Raw genomic sequence first — 21,360 nt, 5'->3', positions numbered from 1 at the left:
CCACAGATTTCACAGATTAAATGGATTATTTTTCTTTGCGTTAAGATTAATAACAAATCACGAATTTTTTAAATCATTTTTTATAATTCGTGAATTAGTGGCTAAAAAATCATTTTAATCTGTGAAATCTGTGGCAAAAAACTTCACCATAATACAAATGCTATGAAATACAAAATAGTCTTTCTGGTTTTGCTTTTTATTTCAGGAAACCTATTTTCCCAAAATAAATACCGTCTTAAAAATTTCTCTACAACCGACGGACTTTCGCAAAGTTCTGTCATTGCCATTCATCAGGATAAATTTGGACAGATGTGGTTTGGAACGCGTGACGGTTTAAACAAATATGACGGAAGCCGATTTACCATTTTCAGAAATGATACTGCCGATAAATATTCGATTAGTAACAATGATATTTTGGCAATTGAAGAAGACAATTCAGGAAAAATATGGGTTGGAACTTACAACGGATTAAATTGCTACGATCCTATTTCTAATCGTTTTACGAGATATCTACACACCAAAGCTAATCACACCATAAGTAATAATGCTGTTTGGAGCATTCGGGAAATTGGAGGCGAAATGTGGTTCGGAACTTCAAAAGGATTAACCATTTTAAATAAAAAATCGGGATTATTTACTTCCGTATTCCATTCAGATGATGATGCTTCAACTCTTCCAAGCAATAATATTCTTAGTATTTTAAAAACCACAAAAGGAGAAATATGGATTGGAACTACGAAAGGTTTATGTCAATTAACGAATAGAAAAAATGGAAAATTATCCTTTAAAAATTATCCTTTAAATGTAACAGATTTATTAAATGTTCAATCGATTATCGAAAATAAAGATGGTAGTTTATGGGTAGGAACAAAAAATAAAGGGCTTTTGAAATTCAATCAAAAAGAAAAAGCTTTTGTTTCTTTTTTACCTGCTGAAAAATACCGCGAAATCAATACTGATATTCGATCTTTAGTAATTGACAATCAAGGTTCTTTGTGGGTTGGCGCTTATGACGGAATTTATATTTTAGGAAAAGATCAAAGTCTTCAAAAAATCAATAATAGCAATAACGCGAACGGAATCGACAAAGTAAAGTCGGTTTTTATGGATAAAAAAGGATCGATTTGGATTGGCTGTTATTACAAAGGCGTGAATCTTTGGGATGTTTCGAATGTTAATTTCTCTAATTACAACCAAACCTCAAAAAAAATTCCAATGAGTTTTGATGTGGTAAGTTCCATTATTTCAGACCAAAACAATAATATTTATTTTGGAACTGAAGGTGGCGGAATAACAATTTACAATAAAAATTCTGAAGCTATAAGTTACATCAACAGCAAAACTGGACAATTTAATAAAAACGATATAAAAGCGATGTGTCTTTCTGACGATCACATTTTATGGATTGGAACTTTCTCGAAAGGATTATCGGCTTATAATACCATTTCTAAAAAAATTGAGGATAACAGAATTGCGTCTGATTTAACCGAATTATTAAAAGAAAGCGGTGTTTATTCGCTTAAAGCTGAAAACAAAATTTTATGGATTGGAACTTTTGGCAAAGGTTTAATTCGTTATAACACATTAGATAAAACCTTCCAAATTATTGGAAATGAAACTTCTAAACCAGTTTTCTTAACCAATAATATGGTTCGCAGTATTTTGATTGACAAACAAAATTCAATATGGCTTGGAACACAAAATGGATTAAATCGTATTTCGCTTCGAAATTTTAATCCAAAGAAATATCAAATACAGCATTTCTTTTACGATCATTCGGCTTTGTCTGGTGATGATATTTTGACATTGTTTGAAGATTCTCAAAATAAAATTTGGGTAGGAACAAAAGCAAAAGGGCTTCATGTTTTTGATGGAAAAAAATTCAATAGAATTAATCTCAAAGTTGGAAATACGGTCATTACTTCTATTCATTCTATTTTAGAAGACGACGCTAAAAACCTATGGATAAGTACCAATCAGGGAATTATAAAATACAATCAATCTAAAAAATCGGTCGTTATTTATGATCAGAAAGATGGTTTGGCAAGTAATGAATTCAATGATAATTCTGCTTTAAAAGTAAGTTCTAATCAATTTTATTTTGGAAGTCCATCTGGTGCTACCTTTTTTGATGCATCAAAAATTTCCTTAAATAATTATGCGCCGCAGGTTTTGATTACTGATTTAAAAATTAAAAACGAAATTATCAATGCGCATGACAAAGATGGAATTTTAGAACAAAGTATCGGCTTTACCAAAATGATTACTCTAGATTATGATAAAGCAAATTTCTCCATCAATTTTGCGATTCCGAATTACATTCGATCTAAAAACAATCAATACAGTTATCGTTTGGTTGGTTTAGAAAACAACTGGACGACGACTAAAAACAGCGAAGCCAATTTTGCGATTCAAAATCCGGGAACTTATACTTTTGAAGTTCGCGGTGCCAATAATGACGGCGTTTGGAATCAGAATCCTACAACATTAACTGTAATTGTAAATCCCGCTCCGTGGCGCAGTATTTGGGCATTTTTATTGTACGGAATTATAATTGGTTTGGGCTTATACGGTTTGATTTGGATTATGAAATCGAAAGCGAGATTGAAGCAAAAACTGGAATTGGAATACCTGGAAACACAGCGAATTGAAGAAAACAACAAATTAAAATTGGATTTCTTTACCAATATTTCGCATGAATTTAGAACACCTTTGACTTTAATTTTAGGTCCGTTACAGCAAATTTTGGCTGATTACAACGGAACTAACGAAATGTACAAAAAGCTTTTGGTTATTGAAGGAAGTGCCAATCATCTATTGAGTTTGATTAACCGTTTAATGGATTTTAGAAAACTAGAAAATCACCAAGTTACGTTAGAATCAGCAAATGGAAACATTGTCAAATTTACCAAAGAAATCTTTTTATCTTTTATAGAATATGCCAAAGACGGCGGTTACGATTATACTTTTGAAACTCAAAACGAAGAAATTCTGGTTTATTTTGACCGATACAAACTCGAACGTGTATTTTATAATCTGATTTCTAATGCTTTTAGATACACTCCAAAAGGAGGTTCCATTCATATTAAAATAAATCACGATCAGCAAAATCTTTTTATTGCTGTTGAAGATTCAGGAGTTGGTATTTCTGAAGAACATATCGATAAGATTTTTGATTTATTTTTTGAAGTTCCGACACACAATCAAGTTCAGAAAAATTACAATAAAGGAACTGGAATCGGGCTTTCGATTGTAAAAAACATTGTCGAGCTTCATAAAGGAAAAATTGATGTTACGAATAAACCAACTGGCGGAGTTATTTTTACAGTGACTTTACCGCTTGGTCGCGAACATCTTTTGGATAGTGAAATTATTACTGACTTTAAAATCAGTGACGATATTGAGCAATATTCTGCACAATTGGAAACTTCTGAAATTGTTGAAAATGATGACATTGAAGATTTAATTGTAAATGAAGAAAAACAAACCATTTTATTGGTTGAGGATCATAAGGTTTTGAGAAAATTCATGAAAAACCTTCTCAAAAAAGATTATAATATCATCGAAGCTGAAAATGGAAAAATTGCTTTAGAAAAAGCATTAAAATTTGTTCCCAACCTAATTATCAGCGACGTGATTATGCCCGAAATGGTTGGAACTGAGCTTTGTTCTAAAATTAAAGAAAACATTAAAACCAGTCATATTCCCGTTATTTTGCTCACTTCTCGATCTTCATTAGTTTATAAATTTGAAGGACTAGAAAGCGGTGCCGATGATTACATCAGTAAACCTTTCAACTTAATGGAATTCAGGCTTCGCGTTAAAAACCTTTTAAATACAACAGAACGTTTAAAAATCAAGTTTTCTAGCGAAGACAGTTTTATTCCGTCAGAAATCACGGTTTCTTCTTTGGATGAAGAACTATTAAAAAAGGCTTTTAAAATTGTTGAAGAAAACATATCAAACGAACAATTCGATATTCCGTTTTTCTGTTCTGAATTAGGCGTAAGCCGAACCATGTTATTTTTAAAAATTAAAGCTTGGACCAATTGCACACCAAATGAATTTATTCATGAAATAAGATTAAAACGCGCCGCTCAATTATTAGAACAAAATAAATTAACCGTTTCAGAAATCAGTTATAAAGTTGGTTTTAATAATCCGAAATACTTTAGCAAATGCTTTCAGAAAAAGTATGGAGAAACTCCTTCTCAATATGCCGACAAATTTTATAAATCTTCGGCAACATTTTAAACAATCCGCATTTTTAAAGGCTTAAAAAAGGGTATCTGTATTTTTAGATACCCTTTTTTGTATTTCTGTTTCTTTTTTGGCTTCTACATTTGCGATATGAAAATCAAGAAAACAAACTTCTTATTGCTGCAAATTCTATTTGTCATTATCATCATCGGAATGAGTTTATTGCTTTTCTACTTTATCTAACTTATTAACCTTAAAACCAAAAAATGAATGTTTACAAACCAAAAAAACAAATCGTTTAAATGGTGTTTACTAGTTTCTTTTTTACTAGTAAATATCATGATGAATGCACAGGAACGAAAAGTTACCGGAAAGATAACTTCTAGCGAAGATTTACTCGGACTTCCTGGTGCTAATGTTTATATTAAAAATTCTTCTGTTGGAGCTTCCGCCGATATGGATGGAAATTACACGGTCGTTGTAGGAGAAAAAAATGCTGTTTTAGTTTTCAATTTTGTCGGATTTCAAACCGTTGAAATTCCAGTTGGAACCAAAACCGTAATCAATGTTAGTTTAAAACCAGACACCAAAGCACTTGACGAAGTAATCGTAGTTGGTTACGGAACACGTAAAAAAAGTGACATTACAGGTTCTGTTTCTTCTGTAACGGCAAAAGAATTGACTGCTTATCCGCTTTTAAATGCAGAACAAGCTTTGCAAGGCCGTGCAGCGGGAGTTTCTGTAATGACGAACAATGGTGGCGAACCAGGCGCTCCTGTAAAAATCAGGGTTCGTGGAGGAACTTCTATTAATGCCAGCGGTGATGCCCTTATCGTTGTTGACGGTTTTGCAGGAGTAGCAATGCCGGCTCCGCAAGATATCGCTTCGATTGAAGTTTTAAAAGATGCTTCGGCGACGGCTATATATGGATCTCGAGGTTCAAATGGAGTTATCATGGTTACGACTAAAAAAGGAAAACCTGGAAAACCTGTAATTGAATTTAGCAACTCAACTTCTGTACAATCTGTAAATAATAAATTGCATTTATTGAATGCCGATCAGTTTGCAGCTTACCGCAAAAGTTTTACCACGCATACGCAAGGTCCTGCAAATTCAGATTGGCAAGATATTATTTATCGTGATGGAATGATTTCGAATACGCAATTATCATTTTCTGGCGGTTCAGAAGATATTAAGTATTATGTTTCGGGAACTTATTTTAACCAAGATGGAGTTGTTATTAATTCTGGAATTGATAAATACACCATTGTTGCGAATCTTGAAGCGAATCTTACTCCAAAATTGAAAGTTGGATTAAACAATTTTACAAGTAAACAAAACAAAGAAGGAATTATTAGCCAGACTGGTGCTGGAGGAACTGGTGCTGCTGGTGTAATTGCGTCTGCATACCGTTTTATGCCAGACAAAGGAATTTACAACGCAGATGGAACATACACGACAACGGCTCCAATTGGAGATGATATTGACAACCCGTATGCAACGGCAATGGAAAATATCTTGGAAACAGTTTCTATCGTAAACCGAAACAATTTCTTTGCGCAATATCAAATCACTAAAGATCTTGATTTTAAAACAACTTTAGGCTTAACCGATAATAATTCGCAAACCGGAAGATTTATTCCGTCAACTTTAATTGCAGGAAAAAATATTAAAGGAGAAGCTTCTGTAAACAATACTAGATTTTCTTCTTTCTTGACAGAGAATTACTTGACTTTCAAACGTGAAATTATCGCAAAAGGAATTTTAACTGTTCTTGGAGGATATTCATACCAAAAAAACAAAAACGAAAGTTCTTATGCCGCTTCAAGAGGTTTTTTAACAAATACGAATTCGTATAGAAATTTAGGAGCTGGAACGGTATTCTTAAAACCAGATTCTAACTTGTCTGAAACTGAATTAATTTCTGCTTTTGGAAGGTTAAACTTCGATTATGACGATAAATATTTGCTAACATTTACGGCTAGAAGAGATGGTTCTTCAAGCTTTAGTAAAAATTACAAATACGGGACTTTCCCTTCTGGAGCAATTGGTTGGAACATAGCAAAAGAGAACTTTTTGAAAGACAATAAAACTATTTCGAACTTAAAATTAAGAGCAAGTTACGGAGCGACAGGAAATCCATCAATCGGCGCTTACTCTACTCTTTCTAGATTCTCTGAAATTTATGATGTCAGCGGCGACGTGATTGTAAATGCGGTTCAATTAACTTCTTTAGATAATCCGAATCTGAAATGGGAAACTTCATACCAACAAGATTACGGAATTGATTTAGGTTTATTTGATAACAGAATTAGCATTACAGCAGATTATTATAAAACAATTACCAAAGATTTATTGTTCAACAGACCGCTTCCGGGAGTTTCTGGAATTGCTTCTCAGCTTCAAAATGTGGGTGAATTAGAAAATAAAGGTTGGGAATTAGGTATTAATACTAAAAACTTTATCGGTGCCGATTTTACGTGGTCAACAAGTTTTAATATTTCTTCAAACAAAAACAAAGTATTAAAATTAGCGGATAACAAAGATCTTTTAATCAACTCTGCTCCTGGTCACTTTTTAGCAACTGAATCGCAGATTTTGAGAGTTGGACAACCGGTTGGTTCTTTCTTCGGATTTATTTATGATGGTGTAATTCAGCAAGGAGAAGCCGTTTTACCAGGAAATTTTGAAACGATTGCAGGAGGTGAAAAATTCAGAGATGTAAATGGCGACGGGAAATTAGATTCGCAAGATAAAACGATTATCGGAAATCCAAATCCTGATTTCATTTTCGGATTCAATAATGATTTCACTTATAAAAATCTGGATTTAAATATCTTCTTCCAAGGTTCGCAAGGAGGTCAAATCTTAAACTATACTTTGATGGAATTGGCTTCTGGAAACAATAACGCCACAACAGAAGTTTTAAACGCTTGGACACCAACAAATACAGATACAAATGTTCCTATAAATGCAGCTAGAACCAAAAGAATCACTTCAAGATTTGTTTATGACGGAAGTTATATTCGTCTAAAAAACATCTCTTTAGGATATAGTTTGGATGAAAAAATTGTTTCGAAAATGGGATTAAGCAAAGTTCGTTTTTACATCAGTGCTCAAAACCTTTGGACTATTACCGATTATCCAGGAACAGATCCTGAAACAAACTACTTAAACGATACCAACTCAAGAAGTAACACCAATTTAGGATTAGATTATGGCGGATATCCAAACGTAAGAACATTTACATTCGGATTTAACCTTAAATTTTAATCTAAATAATATTAAACACATAGAAACATAGATTTTTTTCAGAAGAAGAGAATTAAAAAAACTAGCTTTTATACATAGCTATACACAAAGCACTATGATTATTAATGCAAGTGAAATGCCTATTTAGCATTCCTAAAAGCTATGTATCTATGTTTTAAGTTATACCCTAATATCAAAAAATAATATTATGAAAAAATATATCGCTTTTTTATTATTCGGAACACTCGCTTTTTTTAGCTGTTCCGATCTGGAAGAACATCCGGTTGGTGTTATTCGTCCAGAGAACTTTTTCAACAATACAGATGATTTGCAAGCAGCAGTAAATGGTGCATTTGCCAACATCGCACACAATAATTATTGGGGACGAGAATTTACAATTGCTTTAATGCTTCGCGACGATATGTCTGATATTGGCGATAGAACCACGCAAGCAGCTCGTATTGATGTAAATGATATGGGCATGAATGATACCAACGCACTTGTTGCCAACTTTTGGCCACAATCTTACGTGATTATAACGGCGGCAAATCAAGCGATTGAAGGTGCAAAAAAAACACCTGGAGATCCAGCAAAAGTTAACGCTATCGTGGCTCAAGCCTATTTTGCCAGAGCATTTACTTACTATCATTTGGTGCGTCTTTTTGGAGACATTCCATACATCGATTTTGTTGTGAATGATGTAAAACAAGTTAGTTCGATAACTAAAACAAAAGAAGCAGATGTTTATCCTAAAATTATTGCCGATTTAGAATTTGCAAAACAATGGCTGGAAGATAAACCAAAAGTAAAAGCAGTTCCCGGAAAAGGTACAGCTGCGGGATATTTATCTTCTGTTTATTTAACTTTAGGACAATATCAAAAAGCTTATGACGAAGCTAAATTTGTTATTACAAACGAAGCTAAATTTGGTTTAGGTTTAGATGCTGATTTTCAGGATTTGTTTAATGCTACAAAAACTGCTTCGTTAAAAGAACCTCTTTTTACAGTTGACTTTAACAACTTAACTTCAGGAAATTATGGTCAAGATTATACAGCGTTTTTTACAGGTTCTCTAAAAGATGACAGCTACAGTTATGGACAAGGATTTTCGGTTGCCGTTCCTTCTTTAAAAGTATTTACTACTTGGGATCAGAGAGATTATAGAAGAGCAGTAAGTTTTGATACTATTATTAGAAAGAAAACAGGTCCAGGCGGTTCTTTGCAAGTTTTTCCTTCAAGTGATAATGAAAAAGCGCCACGTCCGCATATTGCAAAATATTTCCGTTTTCCGGGAAAAGCTGGTGCAAACGGAAGAACTTCTCAGCATAATTACATTACAATGCGTTATGCAGAAGTTTTACTGACTGCAGCCGAAGCTTTAAACGAAATTACTCCAGGAACAACGGAAGCTGATGGTTATGTAAATCGTGTTCGCGCAAGAGCAAGAAACAAAGCAGGAAAACAAGTTTCTTTTCCAGCAAATGTTACTCCAGGTTTATCTAAAGATGCTTTTAGAAAAATGGTTGTTGACGAAAGAAGATTAGAATTGGCTTTTGAATATATCAGATGGTACGATATTAAAAGACTTAAAATTGGTCCTGAAGTTTTTGGTCCAGCTGGTTTAGAACCACATGCTAATTTCGATCCGAATAAAGATTATTTATGGCCGTTGCCAGGAACTGAATTGGCTATTAATCCGAATCTAAAACCAAATAATCCTGGTTATTAATTTAGCACAATTAGTATTGAACGCAGATAAAACGGATTCGCCATCGCGAAGACGAGGATTTTCGAGGATTTTTTTAATCTATATTTTTTAAAATCCGTTTTAATCCTTGTTTTTACGAAGTAAATCCGTAAAATCCGCGTCTAAAATTTAGTTTAGATACTAAAAAAATATTATTTTAAATATGAAGAATGTCAGTTTCATTTCTTTAATTCTTGGGTTTGCATCGTTGGTAACAGCATGCAAATCCGGAATTAATTCTCCCAAAAAAAACACTCAAGCAGCGACAGAAAAACTGGAAATGCGTTACAAAATGCTACTCGATTATCCTGTTGATTCTATGTCGATGCCGAGAAGTATGAACATTAAAACATTAGAAATTCGCAAAGTACCTTCTAAGGATTGGACAAGCGGTTTTTTTGCTGGAAATCTTTGGCAATTGTACCGATTAACAGGCGATTCAAAATACAAAGAACAAGCTCAAAAATGGACTCCGTTTAGCAAAAAGGAAAGTGTCAACAGTAATTCGCATGATGTAGGTTTTAAAGTGTTTTGCAGTTTTGGAGAAGCTCTAAAAGTGGAAAATAAGAAAGAATACGAAGCGGTGATTATTAAAGGCGCTGAAACTTTATGCACAAGATTTAATCCAAAAGTGGGTTCTATTCGTTCTTGGGATTTCAATAAGGAAATTTGGGATTATCCGGTAATTATTGACAATATGATGAATTTAGAGTTGCTTTTTGAAGCTTCCAAATTATCTGGAAATCCGAAATATCGTAACGTAGCGATTCAACACGCTAATACCACTTTAAAAAATCAATTTAGGGAAGACAACAGTTGTTATCACGTCATCGACTACAATCCAAATACGGGTGCAGTTAGAAAGAAAACTACTCTTCAGGGTTACAACGATGATTCGGTTTGGGCTCGTGGACAAGCTTGGGCAGTTTATGGTTTTACAATGTCATATCGTTATACAAAAGACGAAGCATATAAAAAACAGGCAGAAGCTACTGCTCTCTTTTTTATGACAAATAAAAACCTGCCAGAAGACGGAATTCCATATTGGGATTTAAAAGATCCAAGTATTCCAAATTCACCAAGAGATGTTTCTGCTGCTATGGTTATGGCTTCAGCTTTATACGAATTGTATGATTATACCAAGAAAGAAAATTATTTGGCATTTGCAGATAAACTGATGACTTCTGTACAAACCGATAAATACATTCTAGATACTGAAATTAAGGCTCCATTTCTTTTCGATCATAGCACAGGAAACTGGCCAAAACATGATGAAATAGACGAACCAATAATTTATGCTGATTATTATTTTCTAGAAGCACTTCTTAGACAAAGGGACAAAGGTTCAAAGTAACAGAGTAACAAAGGTTTCTAGCCTTTGTCACTTTTAGCCTTTGTCACTTTGTCACTAAAAAAATAACCTATGAAAAAAAGACATAACCATACATTTTCAATTTTTGCGCTTTTTGTTTTGTTTCAGATTTGTCTGAGCAGTTTTGCTCAGACAAAAATGAACATTAACGACAATTGGCTTTATTTAGAAAATCACACTACAAACCTCAACGAAGCGGAAAAAGCTTCAAATTGGGTTTCACTAAACTTACCTCATACTTGGAACGCTGAAGACGCAACAGATTTAAATCCGGGTTATCGACGTGATGCAAGCTGGTATCAAAAAAAATTAAATATTCCGCAAATCGACAAAACCAAAGTTTATTCTTTATACTTTGAAGGTTCGAATGTAACTACAAAAGTGTATGTAAACGGAAAAGAAGCTGGAAGTCATATTGGCGGTTATATTGGCTTTTCAATTAACATTACGAACTTCATCAAAGAAGGAAATAACGACATTTTTGTTCGCGTTGATAATAGTTATGATATAGAAATCATTCCGTCTCAAAAAAGTGATTTCTTTATTTATGGTGGAATTACACGCGATGTTTGGCTAGTTTCTCAATACAAAAATCATATTGAAAATATAAAAATTACAACTCCAGAAGTTTCTGCTAAAAAAGCTTCTGTGCAAATTATCTCTTCAATTGTAAATCCTGATAATTCAAAAGATTTATCATTGAGAGTAACTTTAAAAAATCCGAAAGGCAAAAAAGTAGCTAGTAAAACAGTTTTGGTTTCAGATAAAACTTCAACTATCACTTTCGAAAACATCAAAAATCCAGAACTTTGGGATACTGAAAAACCTAATTTATATAGTCTTTCTGCTGTTTTATCAGAAAAAAATCAAATTAAAGACAGTGTTTCAGAAAAAGTAGGTTTTAGATGGTTTGAATTTAAAGATCATGGTCCGTTTTATTTAAATGGAAAACGTCTACTAATTCGCGGAACGCATCGTCATGAAGAACAAGCTGGAGTTGGTGCGGCAATGAGCAACGAACAGCATTGGGCAGATATAAAATCGATTAAAGCAATGGGTGCTAATTTTGTTCGTTTAGCACATTATCCGCAAGATCCTGAAATTTATAAAGCTTGTGACGAACTTGGTCTTTTGGTTTGGGATGAACTACCGTGGTGTCGCGGCGGAATTGGGAATGAAGTTTGGAAAACGAATGCCAAGAATATGCTGGAAGAAATCATCAACCAAAACTACAATCACCCAAGTATTATTATTTGGTCTTTAGGAAACGAAATTAACTGGCTTCCTGATTTTCCTGATGGAGATAATGCCGATAAAACCAATGCTTTTTTAAATGAATTGAATGACATTGCCCACAAACTCGATTCAAATAGAAAAACAGCAATTAGAAAATATTATGAAGGTTCGCACATTGTAGATGTTTTTTCTCCTTCTATCTGGTCTGGTTGGTATTCTGGAAGTTACAAAAGTTATCAAAAAGCGATTGACGTTTATAAAAAAGAATACAAACATTTTATTCATGCTGAATATGGCGGAGACAGTCATGTTGGCCGTCACAGCGAAAATCCAGTAACGGGAGAAAATGTCATTAAAGCCGAAGGCTGGGAAGAAGCCATTGTTCAGACTAAAATTGCAAACATTGCCCAAATCGGAGATTGGAGCGAAAATTATATAGTAGATTTATTTGATTGGCATTTGCATGTATCTGAAAATGATCCAAACTTTGTGGGAAATATTCAATGGGCATTTAAGGATTTTGCTACGCCTTTACGTCCAGAAGATGATATTCCGTACATGAACCAAAAAGGATTGACAGATCGAAATGGAAATCCGAAAGATGCGTATTATGTTTTTAAAAGTTATTGGGCAAAAGAACCTTTTGCTTACATCGAATCGCATACTTGGACAGAACGCCAAGGTCCAGAAAATACGGCGAGAACAATTAGTGTTTTCAGTAATTGCGAAAAAGTAACTTTATCTCATAACGGAAAATCTTTAGGAGAAAAACAACGAAATCTTTCGCTTTATCCCGCAATTGGCTTGACTTGGGATGTCAATTTTACTAAAGGAGAAAATATTCTAATTGCAATTGGAAAAACAAAAGAAGGAAAGACGGTTTCTGATACTTTAAAAGTCAATTATCGTTTCAATAAAAACGATACGGCTTCATCATTGCAACTTTCATCAGAAAAATTAAAAAATGGCAATTTATTAGTAACAGCAATTGCAATTGATAATAACAATCTGCGCTGTTTAGATTATGAAGAAAGTGTTTATTTTCAATGTCTAAAAGGCGGTAAAACTTTAAAAAATCAAGGAACACCAACAGGCAGCGAATCCATCAGAATGGCAAACGGAAAAGCTTCAATCGAAGTTATTCCTGATGGTTCTGGAAATCCGATTGAAATGACGGCTTTGAATCAGAGTTTTAAAGGAGAATATTTGAGAATTCCGGTTAAATAAAAGAAGCTAAGATTCTAAGTTTTTTTAGTCTAGTTTGTCATTTCGATGAACGAGAAATCACACTAGAAACTCCTCAATTTTTGTAGAATGCCGATTGCGATCCTTTCTCCGTCAGGATGACAAACAAGGCTAAAAAACCTTTGCGAACTTTGCGTAAAACCTTGCGTCTTTGCGTTTAAAAAAAATACAATACAAATTAATACAAAAAATGAAAAAACTATTAACCGCATTACTCCTAACCTCTTCTGTTCTAGGATTTACACAAAATCTAATCTCTAATGTTCCTAACCGAAATACCACTTCTTTAAACGGCGTTTGGAATTACATAATAGATCCTTATCAAACTGGTTTTTACAGCTTTCACTTGGATCAATACGACAAACAGGAAAAACCAGCAAAAGGAGCGTTTTTTAGTAATTATCATGCTCAAAACAAACAGGAATTAGTAGAATATGATTTTGATAAATCACCAACAATTAATATTCCAAGCGATTGGAATTCGCAGATTCCAGAACTGAAATATTATGAGGGAAATGTATGGTTTAAAAAGTCTTTCGATTATAATCTAAAGCAAAAAAAACGTCTTTTTTTATATTTGGGAGCTATCAACTACAAAGCAGATGTTTATTTAAACGGAAAAAAACTCGGAACACACGAAGGCGGTTTTACTCCGTTTAACTACGAAATAACGTCAATTGTACAGCCAAAAGACAATTATCTGGTTATTAAAGTTGATAATACGCGTCACAAAGAAGATGTTCCAACTGTAAATACCGATTGGTGGAATTATGGAGGAATCACAAGAGATGTAACTTTAGTTGAAGAAGAATCTTCTTTTGTAGAAGATTACACGATTCAGTTGAAAAAAGGGAATGCAAATGTCATTTCTGGCTTTATTAAAATCAATAATTTAGAAACTTCACAAAATAATATTTCAATTTCTATTCCTGAATTAAAAATCAATTTTAAAGGAAAAGCGGATAATAGCGGAATTTTAAACTTCGAAATTCCAGCGAAAAAAATCTCATACTGGTCTACAGAAAATCCAAAATTATATGATATTTCCATCGATTTTAACGGACAAAAAGTAAAAGATCAAATTGGTTTTAGAACTATCGAAACAAAAGAAGATAAAATTCTGTTAAACGGAAAACCAATCTTTTTACGAGGTATCTCCATTCACGAAGAAAATGCCAAAGGCGGAAGGGCTAATTCTCAAGAGGATGCTTTACGTTTATTAAACTGGGCAAAAGAAATGGGATGTAATTATGTCCGTTTGGCACATTATCCTCATAACGAAAATATTATTCGCGAAGCTGATAAAATGGGAATAATGGTTTGGGAAGAAATTCCGGTTTATTGGACAGTTGAATTTACAAACAAAGACACTTATCAAAATGCCGAAGATCAGTTAACGGCTTCTATTACAAGAGATAAAAATAGAGCCAGTATTATTATTTGGTCAATGGCAAATGAAACACCAATTTCGGAAGCGAGAAATAGTTTCATTAAAAATTTAGCATCACACGCCAGATCATTAGATAATACCAGATTAATCAGCGCTGCTTTATTAACCAAAAAAGAAACTATTGATGATCCGATTGGTGAAGTTTTAGATGTTGTGGCTTTCAACCAATATTTGGGTTGGTATGGCGGAAATCTAGAGGATGCCGAAAAAATAACGTGGAAATCTAAATACAATAAGCCTATTGTAGTTTCTGAATTTGGTGGCGATGCTAAAGCTGGTTTTCACGGCGAAAAAAACGAACGCTGGACTGAGGAATATCAAGAATATTTATACATTCAGAATTTGAAAATGATTGAAAAAATTCCACATCTAAGCGGAACGAGTCCGTGGATTTTGGTTGATTTCAGATCGCCAAAAAGATTGCTTCCAGGTATTCAGGACCGTTACAATCGTAAAGGTCTAATCTCAAATGATGGTGAAAAAAAGAAAGCTTTTTACATCATGCAAGATTGGTATGCTAAAAAGAAAAAAGAATATTAAAAATTTATTCTAACGCAACATTTATTTGTAAAGACGCGCCTCAGTACGTCTCTACGGAAAGTATAATCAGGAATAAAATTATTTGCTAAAACTGTTATCAATTCATTAACAAAAAACAAACTGTAAATTATATGATTTTTCTTCATTATTAGCTTACTTTGTAGTTATTCTAAAAATTGTAATCTATGAAAAATTTATGTTTATTGGCAGTTACATTGTTTGCTGCTTTTACAGTACAGGCGCAAGATGTAGTAAAATTTGCTCCGCTTGACGCAAGTCCGGTTGATATCTCTTATTTCCCTAACAAAGCGGTGAAATTCAAAAAAACGGATAATCCAAATCCGGTTATCAAAGTTCTTTACGCAAGACCTTCTGCAAAAGGAAGAACTATTTTTGGTGATGTTGTAAAATTTGGAGAGGTTTGGAGAGTTGGTGCTAACGAAAACACCGAAATTAAATTCTACAAAGATGTAACAATTGGTGGTAAAAAAGTGGCTGCTGGATATTACAGTTTATTTGCTATTCCTGAAAAAGATAAATGGACAATTATCATTAACAAAGAATTGGATTTATGGGGTGGTTATGCTTATGACCAAAGCAAAGATGTTGTGAGAGTTTCAGTTCCTGTGAAACCAGTTTCTGATGTTATCGAAGCTTTATCTATTGCTTTTACAACTCAAGGTAATGTAGCAAATCTTGTTATTGGTTGGGATAAAACCACAGTTGAATTGCCAATTACGGTTAAATAATTAATCGTTTTTGATATATAAAAGAGGCATTGAAAAATGTCTCTTTTTTTATGCAGGTAATTTTCTTCGCATATAATAACACAATCCTAGTCAAACATAGCCTAGTATCAACTAGGGGTACGCAAAGTATATAACATTACGTTTATAAAAATCCGTTTCCCGTGGTTGAAACCACGAGCTATGTTTAAAATCGGAACGTAAAACAAAAAAAGACATTTTTCAATGTCTCTTTTTTTAAACCTTAACAGTTTCTATAATTTTATCCAATGTAATAGGCAAATCTCTAACACGTTTTCCAGTAGCATTGAAAACGGCATTTGCGATTGCTGGTGCCATTCCAACTAAAGCCGTTTCTCCCAAACCTTTAGTTCCCATTGGATTACTGATTGGATCTTTTTTATTGACAAAGAAAACTTCTTGTTTTTCAATATCGGCATTTACGGGAACATGGTAATCTGCGAAATTATTATTGATCGGACGACCGAAACGATGATCGATTTCTAAAGCTTCCATTAATCCCATTCCGATTCCTCCTACTGCACCGCCAAACATTTGTCCTGCTGACGTTTTTTGATTAATAACAGTTCCAATATCAGCACAAGAAACAACGTGTGCTAATCTTATTTTACCCAAATTCGGATTCACAAGTACTTTTACAAAATGTACCGAAAACGAATAAATTGAATATTTCTTAGCTTCTTCTGCTGCTTTTGATAAATTTTCTACTTCTAATCCTTCTAATTTATTACTACTCAAAAGAGAAGCTAACGTAACCGATTTAGATTTATCTTTTTTAGAAGAAATCATACTATTTTCAAAAGTCAGATCGGTAATTGGAATTCCTTTAAAAGTCGGATTTTGAGTTGCCAATTCCAAAGCTTTGCTTACTAATAAATTGCAAGAATCATGCACCGCAGAACCAACAGAAGAAGTCGTTGCCGATCCGCCTTGCGTTGGGCCTTTTGGAAGTCCGCTTTTTCCCATTTCTATGATAATATTTTCAGCAGGAAGGCCTGTAATTTCAGCTCCAATTGCTGTCATCATCGTAGCGGTTCCAGGGCCCATGTCGTTTACACTACATTGAAGCACTAAATTTCCGTCAGGTAAAAATTTTGCTTTTACAGAAGTCGGACTTCTATAACAGCCAAAAGTTCCCGTTCCCATTCCGTAACCTACAAACCAGTTTCCTTCTTTTACAGAACCAGGTTCATTTTTACGATTTTTCCATCCAATGCGTTCCATTCCGCCTTCGTAACATTCTAACAGATATTTACTGCTCCAAGGTTTATTTTGTTCCTGATCTTTTTCGGCATAATTCAATTTGCGAAACTCAATTGGATCTAAATTTAATTTATAAGCCAATTCATCCATTGCACATTCTAAGGCAAAAGAACCTGTTGCTTCGCCGGGACCCCTCATCCAGATTGGCGTACAAGTATCTAAAGGCACAATTCTATAACGCGTAGAAACATTGGCACAATCGTAAATAAATCGTGACATATTTACGGTTCCTTCCATAAAATCCTCATAACTAGAAGTCATTGCAACAGCTTCATGAGTTAAACCTGTTAACTTTCCTCCTTTTGTTGCGCCAAGTCCCATTTTCTGGATTGTGTAAGGTCTAAAACCTACATTGGTAAACATCTGTTCGCGATGTAAAACCAATTTCACTGGACGATTTAATTTCTTTGCACCAATCAAAGCTGCAATTTCATACGGCCAAGTGTGCAATCCCATTCCGAAAGCACCTCCAAGATATTCAGAATGAACCTCAACATCTTCAACTGGAACTTCAAAAACTCCAGCGACACTTTTCCTTGTTCCTTCAACGCCTTGACTTTTCGTATATAAAATTGGTTTATTGCCATTCCATTTGGCAATAATATTCGCCAATTCCATCGGATTGTGAACTTCCGTCGGAATCGTATATTCAGCTTCTAAAATAACTTCAGCATTTTTATAACCATCGTGTTCGCCACGATGATAATCATTTCCTTTATCAGTATCTATTTTTCTTTCTTTATCAGCCGTTTTGTGAAGATCGGTTGAATGTTCTTCTTTAAAATAATCCGCTTTAATTAAACTCGCCGCATATTGCATGCGTTCAAAAGTATCAGCAATTACCAAAGCAATCGGCTGATCGTAATATAATACCGAATCATCTTTAAAAATTTGTAAAGGCTGACCAAAGTTTCTTTTATCTTTTGGTTTTTGATACCCAGATGGTTTATCAACATTCAAATGTGTAATTACAGCCAAAACTCCGGGTGCCCATTCTGCTTTTTTAGTATCAATGCTTTTGATTCTTCCTTTAGCAATTGTACTTCCTACCAAACAAGCATAAACAACTCCATCCGTTTTATATTCTGCCGAATAAGTTGCTGATCCAGTTACTTTAGCAAATCCGTCAACTCTATTAATATTACTTGTCTTGCTCATAATTCTAATTATTTTGATGCTGCTATTGTAAGTGCTTCAGTTATAGCATTGGCTCCAAGTGTAATTTTAAAATCATTATCACCGTATCCTCTTGCGCCTTTCATTGCTAGATTGGCTGCTTGTCTAAATGTTTCCTCAGAAACAGTTTTTCCTTTCAAAAATTCTTCTGCATCGGTTAATCTCCATGGTTTATGAGCTACGCCTCCCATTGCGAGTCTAACATCTTTAATCACATTATTTTTTAAATCTAATGCGGCGGCAACAGAAACCAATGCAAAAGCATAACTGCTTCTATCTCGAACTTTTAGATAATGAACATTTTTATTGAAATTATTGTCTGGAATTTCAATTGAAGTAATTAGTTCTTTTGTTTCCAAAGTATTATCTTTTTCTGGAGTGTTTCCCGGCAAACGATGAAAATCTGTAAATTTAATTTGTCTTTTACTTTTTGGTCCTTCAACCAAAACTGTCGCATCCAGTGCTGCCAAAGCCACACACATATCACTTGGATGAACAGCAATGCAACTTTCTGAAGCTCCAAAAATAGCAGACATTCTATTCGAACCTCCAATTGCGCCACAACCACTTTTTGGCGCTCTTTTATTACAAGGCATATCAGGATTATAAAAATAAGAACAGCGAGTGCGTTGCAGCATATTTCCTCCAACTGTTGCCATGTGTCTTATTTGCTGCGATGCTCCAGCTGCTAAAGCCAAAGCCAGCAAAGGATGTTTTTCTTTAATAGATGAATCTTCTGCAACCTGACTATTTTTTGCTAAAGCACCTATAGAAACTTTTCCCTTAAGAAATTCTATTTTTTTAAGATCTAAACCATTAATATCAACCAACTTATCTGGAGCAACAATATTCTTTTTCATTAAATCTACCAGATTTGTTCCACCAGCAATAAACATAGCTTCTTTTTCTTTACTAATATTTGTTACTGCCGAACCTGCTGATAAAGCTCTAATTATCTGAAAATTTTTCATAACTCCTTCCCTCCTTCCTTCACTTCTGTTATGGCATCAACAATATTATGATAAGCACCGCAACGGCAGATATTTCCACTCATATATTCGCTGATTTCTTCTCTGCTGTTAGCATGACCTTCTTTTATACAAGCAATTCCTGACATGATTTGTCCTGGCGTACAATAACCGCATTGAAAGCCGTCATGCTTGATAAACGCCTCTTGCATCGGATGCAGTTTTTTTCCTTTTGAAAGTCCTTCGATTGTGGTTACTTGTGCGTTTTGCTGCATAGATGCCAAAGAAAGACATGACAAAATTCTAGTTCCGTTTACGTGAACAGTACACGCACCGCATTGTCCGTGGTCACAGCCTTTTTTAGTTCCTGTAAGATGCAGCTGTTCTCTCAATAAATCCAATAAAGTAGTTCTTGGTTCAATATTGAGGTTATGTTTTGTGCCATTTACTTCAATAGAAATTGGTACAGTTTCTAAATACTCCGCTATTTTTTCATCCCATTTCTTGTCTGAAGCCATTACCAATGAAGGTGGCGTAAAAGCAAGAGCGGTAAAAAGTCCTGATTTCTTTATAAAGTCACGACGAGAATTGGAGTCGTCCGAAGTAACTTTATTCTGATTTGTTTTTTTAGAAGCCATTCAGTCTATTTGTTAAATTAGCAAATTCACTTTTTGTCATTCTAACAAATTTAATCATCTTAAATCACAAAAAGTTATGAAATTCAAACATTACGCTTATTTAGAATAATTACAATTTCTAGCGCAAAGAATTTTACTCTAGAGAGTTTTTATAAAAATGCTAAATTCATAAAGGGGGAATTGATAAAGCTTTGCGAACTTAGCTTAAGATAAAGTGATATAAAAAACTTTGCGCTCTTTGCGTTAAAAAACAAACATCAAACTCATTTATTCTTTACTTTGAAATTGTACATTTACGAGAATATAAGTTTTTATTATGCCACATCAACAAAATATTTATTTGGATAATAATGCTACAACTCGTGTTGATGCACGTGTTTTAGAAGCAATGTTACCTTATTTCACAGAATACTACGCTAATTCATCTAGCACGCATATTGCAGGATTGACAGTTAATGAAGCCGTTGAAAATGCGGCGTGGCAAGTTGCAGATTTAATTAATGCCGATGCAGAGGAAATCACTTTTACATCGGGTGCAACTGAAGCAATCAATCTGGCAATTAAAGGTTTGGTTAATCAAGACCGAAAACATATTATTACCGTTCAAACCGAACATAAAGCGGTTCTTGAAACTTGTCATTTTATGGAAAAGAATGGCTTTGATGTAAGTTATTTATCTGTAAGCAAAGACGGACTTTTAGACATTAAATTATTAGAAGAAATAATTACCGATAAAACTCTGGTTTTCATCGGGATGCTTTCTAACAACGAAACTGGCGTCATACAAAATATCGGCAAAATTTCTAAGATTTTAAAAAGAAAAAATGTACTTTTTATTTGTGATGCTACACAGGCTGTTGGAAAAATTCCAATTGATGTTAAAGCTTTAGGAATTGATCTTTTGACTTTGTCGGCACATAAATTTTATGGCCCAAAAGGAATTGGCGCTTTGTATATTTCAGCGAAAGCTAAACTTAAATTGCAATCACAAATTGTTGGTGGAGGTCAGCAAAGAAAATTGCGAAGCGGCACCTTAAACGTTCCTGGAATTATTGGTTTAGGAAAAGCTGCAGAAATTGCTGTAAATGAATTAGAAAAAGATAAAAATAGAATTGAAATTTTGAGAGATAAACTGGAAAAAGGTTTACTGCAATTTGAAGGTTCTTTCGTAAACGGAAATATTGAAAACCGAATTTATAACACTTCAAATATTTGTTTTCCGAGAGTAAATTCAGAACAATTGATTATGGCTTTAGGAAATATTTCAGTTTCAAATGGCGCTTCTTGTTCGGCAGTAACTTCTGAACCTTCTCACGTTTTAAAAGCAATGGGATTATCGGATGAAGAGGCTTTGAGTTCGATTCGATTTAGTTTGGGAAGATTTACTACGGATGAAGAAATTGATATCGCGATTGAAAGAATATTAAATCTTGTTGAAAAATTAAAGATCTAATATTCAATCTCGCAAAGTCGCTAAGAAGCAAAGGTTTTTTTTTTGAATTGCCT

General features: G+C 34.0%; 11 protein-coding genes. 8 read left to right on the top strand and 3 right to left on the bottom strand.

Annotation, left to right across the window (positions count from 1 at the left end; all coding sequences use genetic code 11):
• Positions 1-162 precede the first annotated feature (162 nt).
• The 7 genes from P0R33_RS21210 (at position 163) to P0R33_RS21180 (ending at position 15,791) form a co-directional block, all read left to right on the top strand.
• Entirely contained in the window at positions 163-4,254 is a 4,092-nt protein-coding gene (locus tag P0R33_RS21210; RefSeq protein WP_276173154.1) for a two-component regulator propeller domain-containing protein, read from the top strand.
• Between the two features lie 216 nt (positions 4,255-4,470).
• Positions 4,471-7,473, top strand: a complete 3,003-nt coding sequence (locus P0R33_RS21205; RefSeq protein WP_276173153.1) for a TonB-dependent receptor — start codon at positions 4,471-4,473, stop codon at positions 7,471-7,473.
• A 187-nt stretch (positions 7,474-7,660) separates the two neighbouring features.
• Positions 7,661-9,181: a RagB/SusD family nutrient uptake outer membrane protein gene (locus tag P0R33_RS21200; RefSeq protein WP_276173151.1), complete on the top strand. Its 1,521-nt coding sequence runs from the start codon at positions 7,661-7,663 to the stop codon at positions 9,179-9,181.
• Between the two features lie 181 nt (positions 9,182-9,362).
• The gene (locus P0R33_RS21195) at positions 9,363-10,553 is read left to right on the top strand and encodes a glycoside hydrolase family 88 protein (RefSeq protein ID WP_276173150.1); all 1,191 of its coding nucleotides are present in this window, start codon (positions 9,363-9,365) and stop codon (positions 10,551-10,553) included.
• A 69-nt stretch (positions 10,554-10,622) separates the two neighbouring features.
• Entirely contained in the window at positions 10,623-13,034 is a 2,412-nt protein-coding gene (locus tag P0R33_RS21190; RefSeq protein ID WP_276173149.1) for a glycoside hydrolase family 2 TIM barrel-domain containing protein, read from the top strand.
• A gap of 208 nt (positions 13,035-13,242) precedes the next feature.
• Positions 13,243-15,042, top strand: a complete 1,800-nt coding sequence (locus P0R33_RS21185) for a glycoside hydrolase family 2 TIM barrel-domain containing protein (RefSeq protein ID WP_276173148.1) — start codon at positions 13,243-13,245, stop codon at positions 15,040-15,042.
• A 185-nt stretch (positions 15,043-15,227) separates the two neighbouring features.
• Positions 15,228-15,791 carry a DUF2911 domain-containing protein gene (locus P0R33_RS21180; RefSeq protein WP_276173147.1) on the top strand — a complete coding sequence of 188 codons (564 nt, stop codon included), beginning with the start codon at positions 15,228-15,230 and terminating at the stop codon, positions 15,789-15,791.
• Between the two features lie 234 nt (positions 15,792-16,025).
• On the opposite strand, the gene P0R33_RS21175 is transcribed toward P0R33_RS21180, so the two are convergent.
• From P0R33_RS21175 to P0R33_RS21165, 3 genes are read right to left on the bottom strand one after another with little or no spacing between them, the layout of a single operon-like run.
• Positions 16,026-18,230: a xanthine dehydrogenase family protein molybdopterin-binding subunit gene (locus P0R33_RS21175; RefSeq protein ID WP_276173146.1), complete on the bottom strand. Its 2,205-nt coding sequence runs from the start codon at positions 18,228-18,230 to the stop codon at positions 16,026-16,028.
• Between the two features lie 8 nt (positions 18,231-18,238).
• Entirely contained in the window at positions 18,239-19,219 is a 981-nt protein-coding gene (locus tag P0R33_RS21170) for a xanthine dehydrogenase family protein subunit M (protein WP_276173145.1), read from the bottom strand.
• Complete coding sequence (locus P0R33_RS21165) at positions 19,216-19,854, bottom strand: 2Fe-2S iron-sulfur cluster-binding protein (RefSeq protein WP_276173144.1); 639 nt, start codon at positions 19,852-19,854, stop codon at positions 19,216-19,218. The genes P0R33_RS21170 and P0R33_RS21165 overlap by 4 nt, the downstream gene beginning before the upstream one ends.
• 316 nt (positions 19,855-20,170) lie before the next feature.
• Between P0R33_RS21165 and P0R33_RS21160 the strand changes: the two genes are divergently transcribed.
• A complete protein-coding gene (locus P0R33_RS21160; RefSeq protein WP_276173143.1) occupies positions 20,171-21,307 on the top strand; it encodes a cysteine desulfurase family protein in 1,137 nt (378 codons plus the stop codon).
• The last annotated feature ends 53 nt before the right edge of the window (positions 21,308-21,360 follow it).

The sequence above is a fragment of the Flavobacterium sp. YJ01 genome, assembly GCF_029320955.1.
Taxonomy (GTDB): domain Bacteria; phylum Bacteroidota; class Bacteroidia; order Flavobacteriales; family Flavobacteriaceae; genus Flavobacterium.
This window is presented reverse-complemented; position numbering and strand designations above follow the sequence as displayed.

What these genes read in the sequence shown, in the direction of transcription:
- P0R33_RS21200 (WP_276173151.1), top strand. Translation starts at nt 7,661, where the DNA reads ATGAAAAAATATATCGCTTTTTTATTATTCGGAACACTCGCTTTTTTT.
- P0R33_RS21210 (WP_276173154.1), top strand. Translation starts at nt 163, where the DNA reads ATGAAATACAAAATAGTCTTTCTGGTTTTGCTTTTTATTTCAGGAAAC.
- P0R33_RS21180 (WP_276173147.1), top strand. Translation starts at nt 15,228, where the DNA reads ATGAAAAATTTATGTTTATTGGCAGTTACATTGTTTGCTGCTTTTACA.
- P0R33_RS21160 (WP_276173143.1), top strand. Translation starts at nt 20,171, where the DNA reads ATGCCACATCAACAAAATATTTATTTGGATAATAATGCTACAACTCGT.
- P0R33_RS21205 (WP_276173153.1), top strand. Translation starts at nt 4,471, where the DNA reads ATGTTTACAAACCAAAAAAACAAATCGTTTAAATGGTGTTTACTAGTT.
- P0R33_RS21195 (WP_276173150.1), top strand. Translation starts at nt 9,363, where the DNA reads ATGAAGAATGTCAGTTTCATTTCTTTAATTCTTGGGTTTGCATCGTTG.
- P0R33_RS21190 (WP_276173149.1), top strand. Translation starts at nt 10,623, where the DNA reads ATGAAAAAAAGACATAACCATACATTTTCAATTTTTGCGCTTTTTGTT.
- P0R33_RS21185 (WP_276173148.1), top strand. Translation starts at nt 13,243, where the DNA reads ATGAAAAAACTATTAACCGCATTACTCCTAACCTCTTCTGTTCTAGGA.
- P0R33_RS21165 (WP_276173144.1), bottom strand. Translation starts at nt 19,854, where the DNA reads ATGGCTTCTAAAAAAACAAATCAGAATAAAGTTACTTCGGACGACTCC.
- P0R33_RS21170 (WP_276173145.1), bottom strand. Translation starts at nt 19,219, where the DNA reads ATGAAAAATTTTCAGATAATTAGAGCTTTATCAGCAGGTTCGGCAGTA.
- P0R33_RS21175 (WP_276173146.1), bottom strand. Translation starts at nt 18,230, where the DNA reads ATGAGCAAGACAAGTAATATTAATAGAGTTGACGGATTTGCTAAAGTA.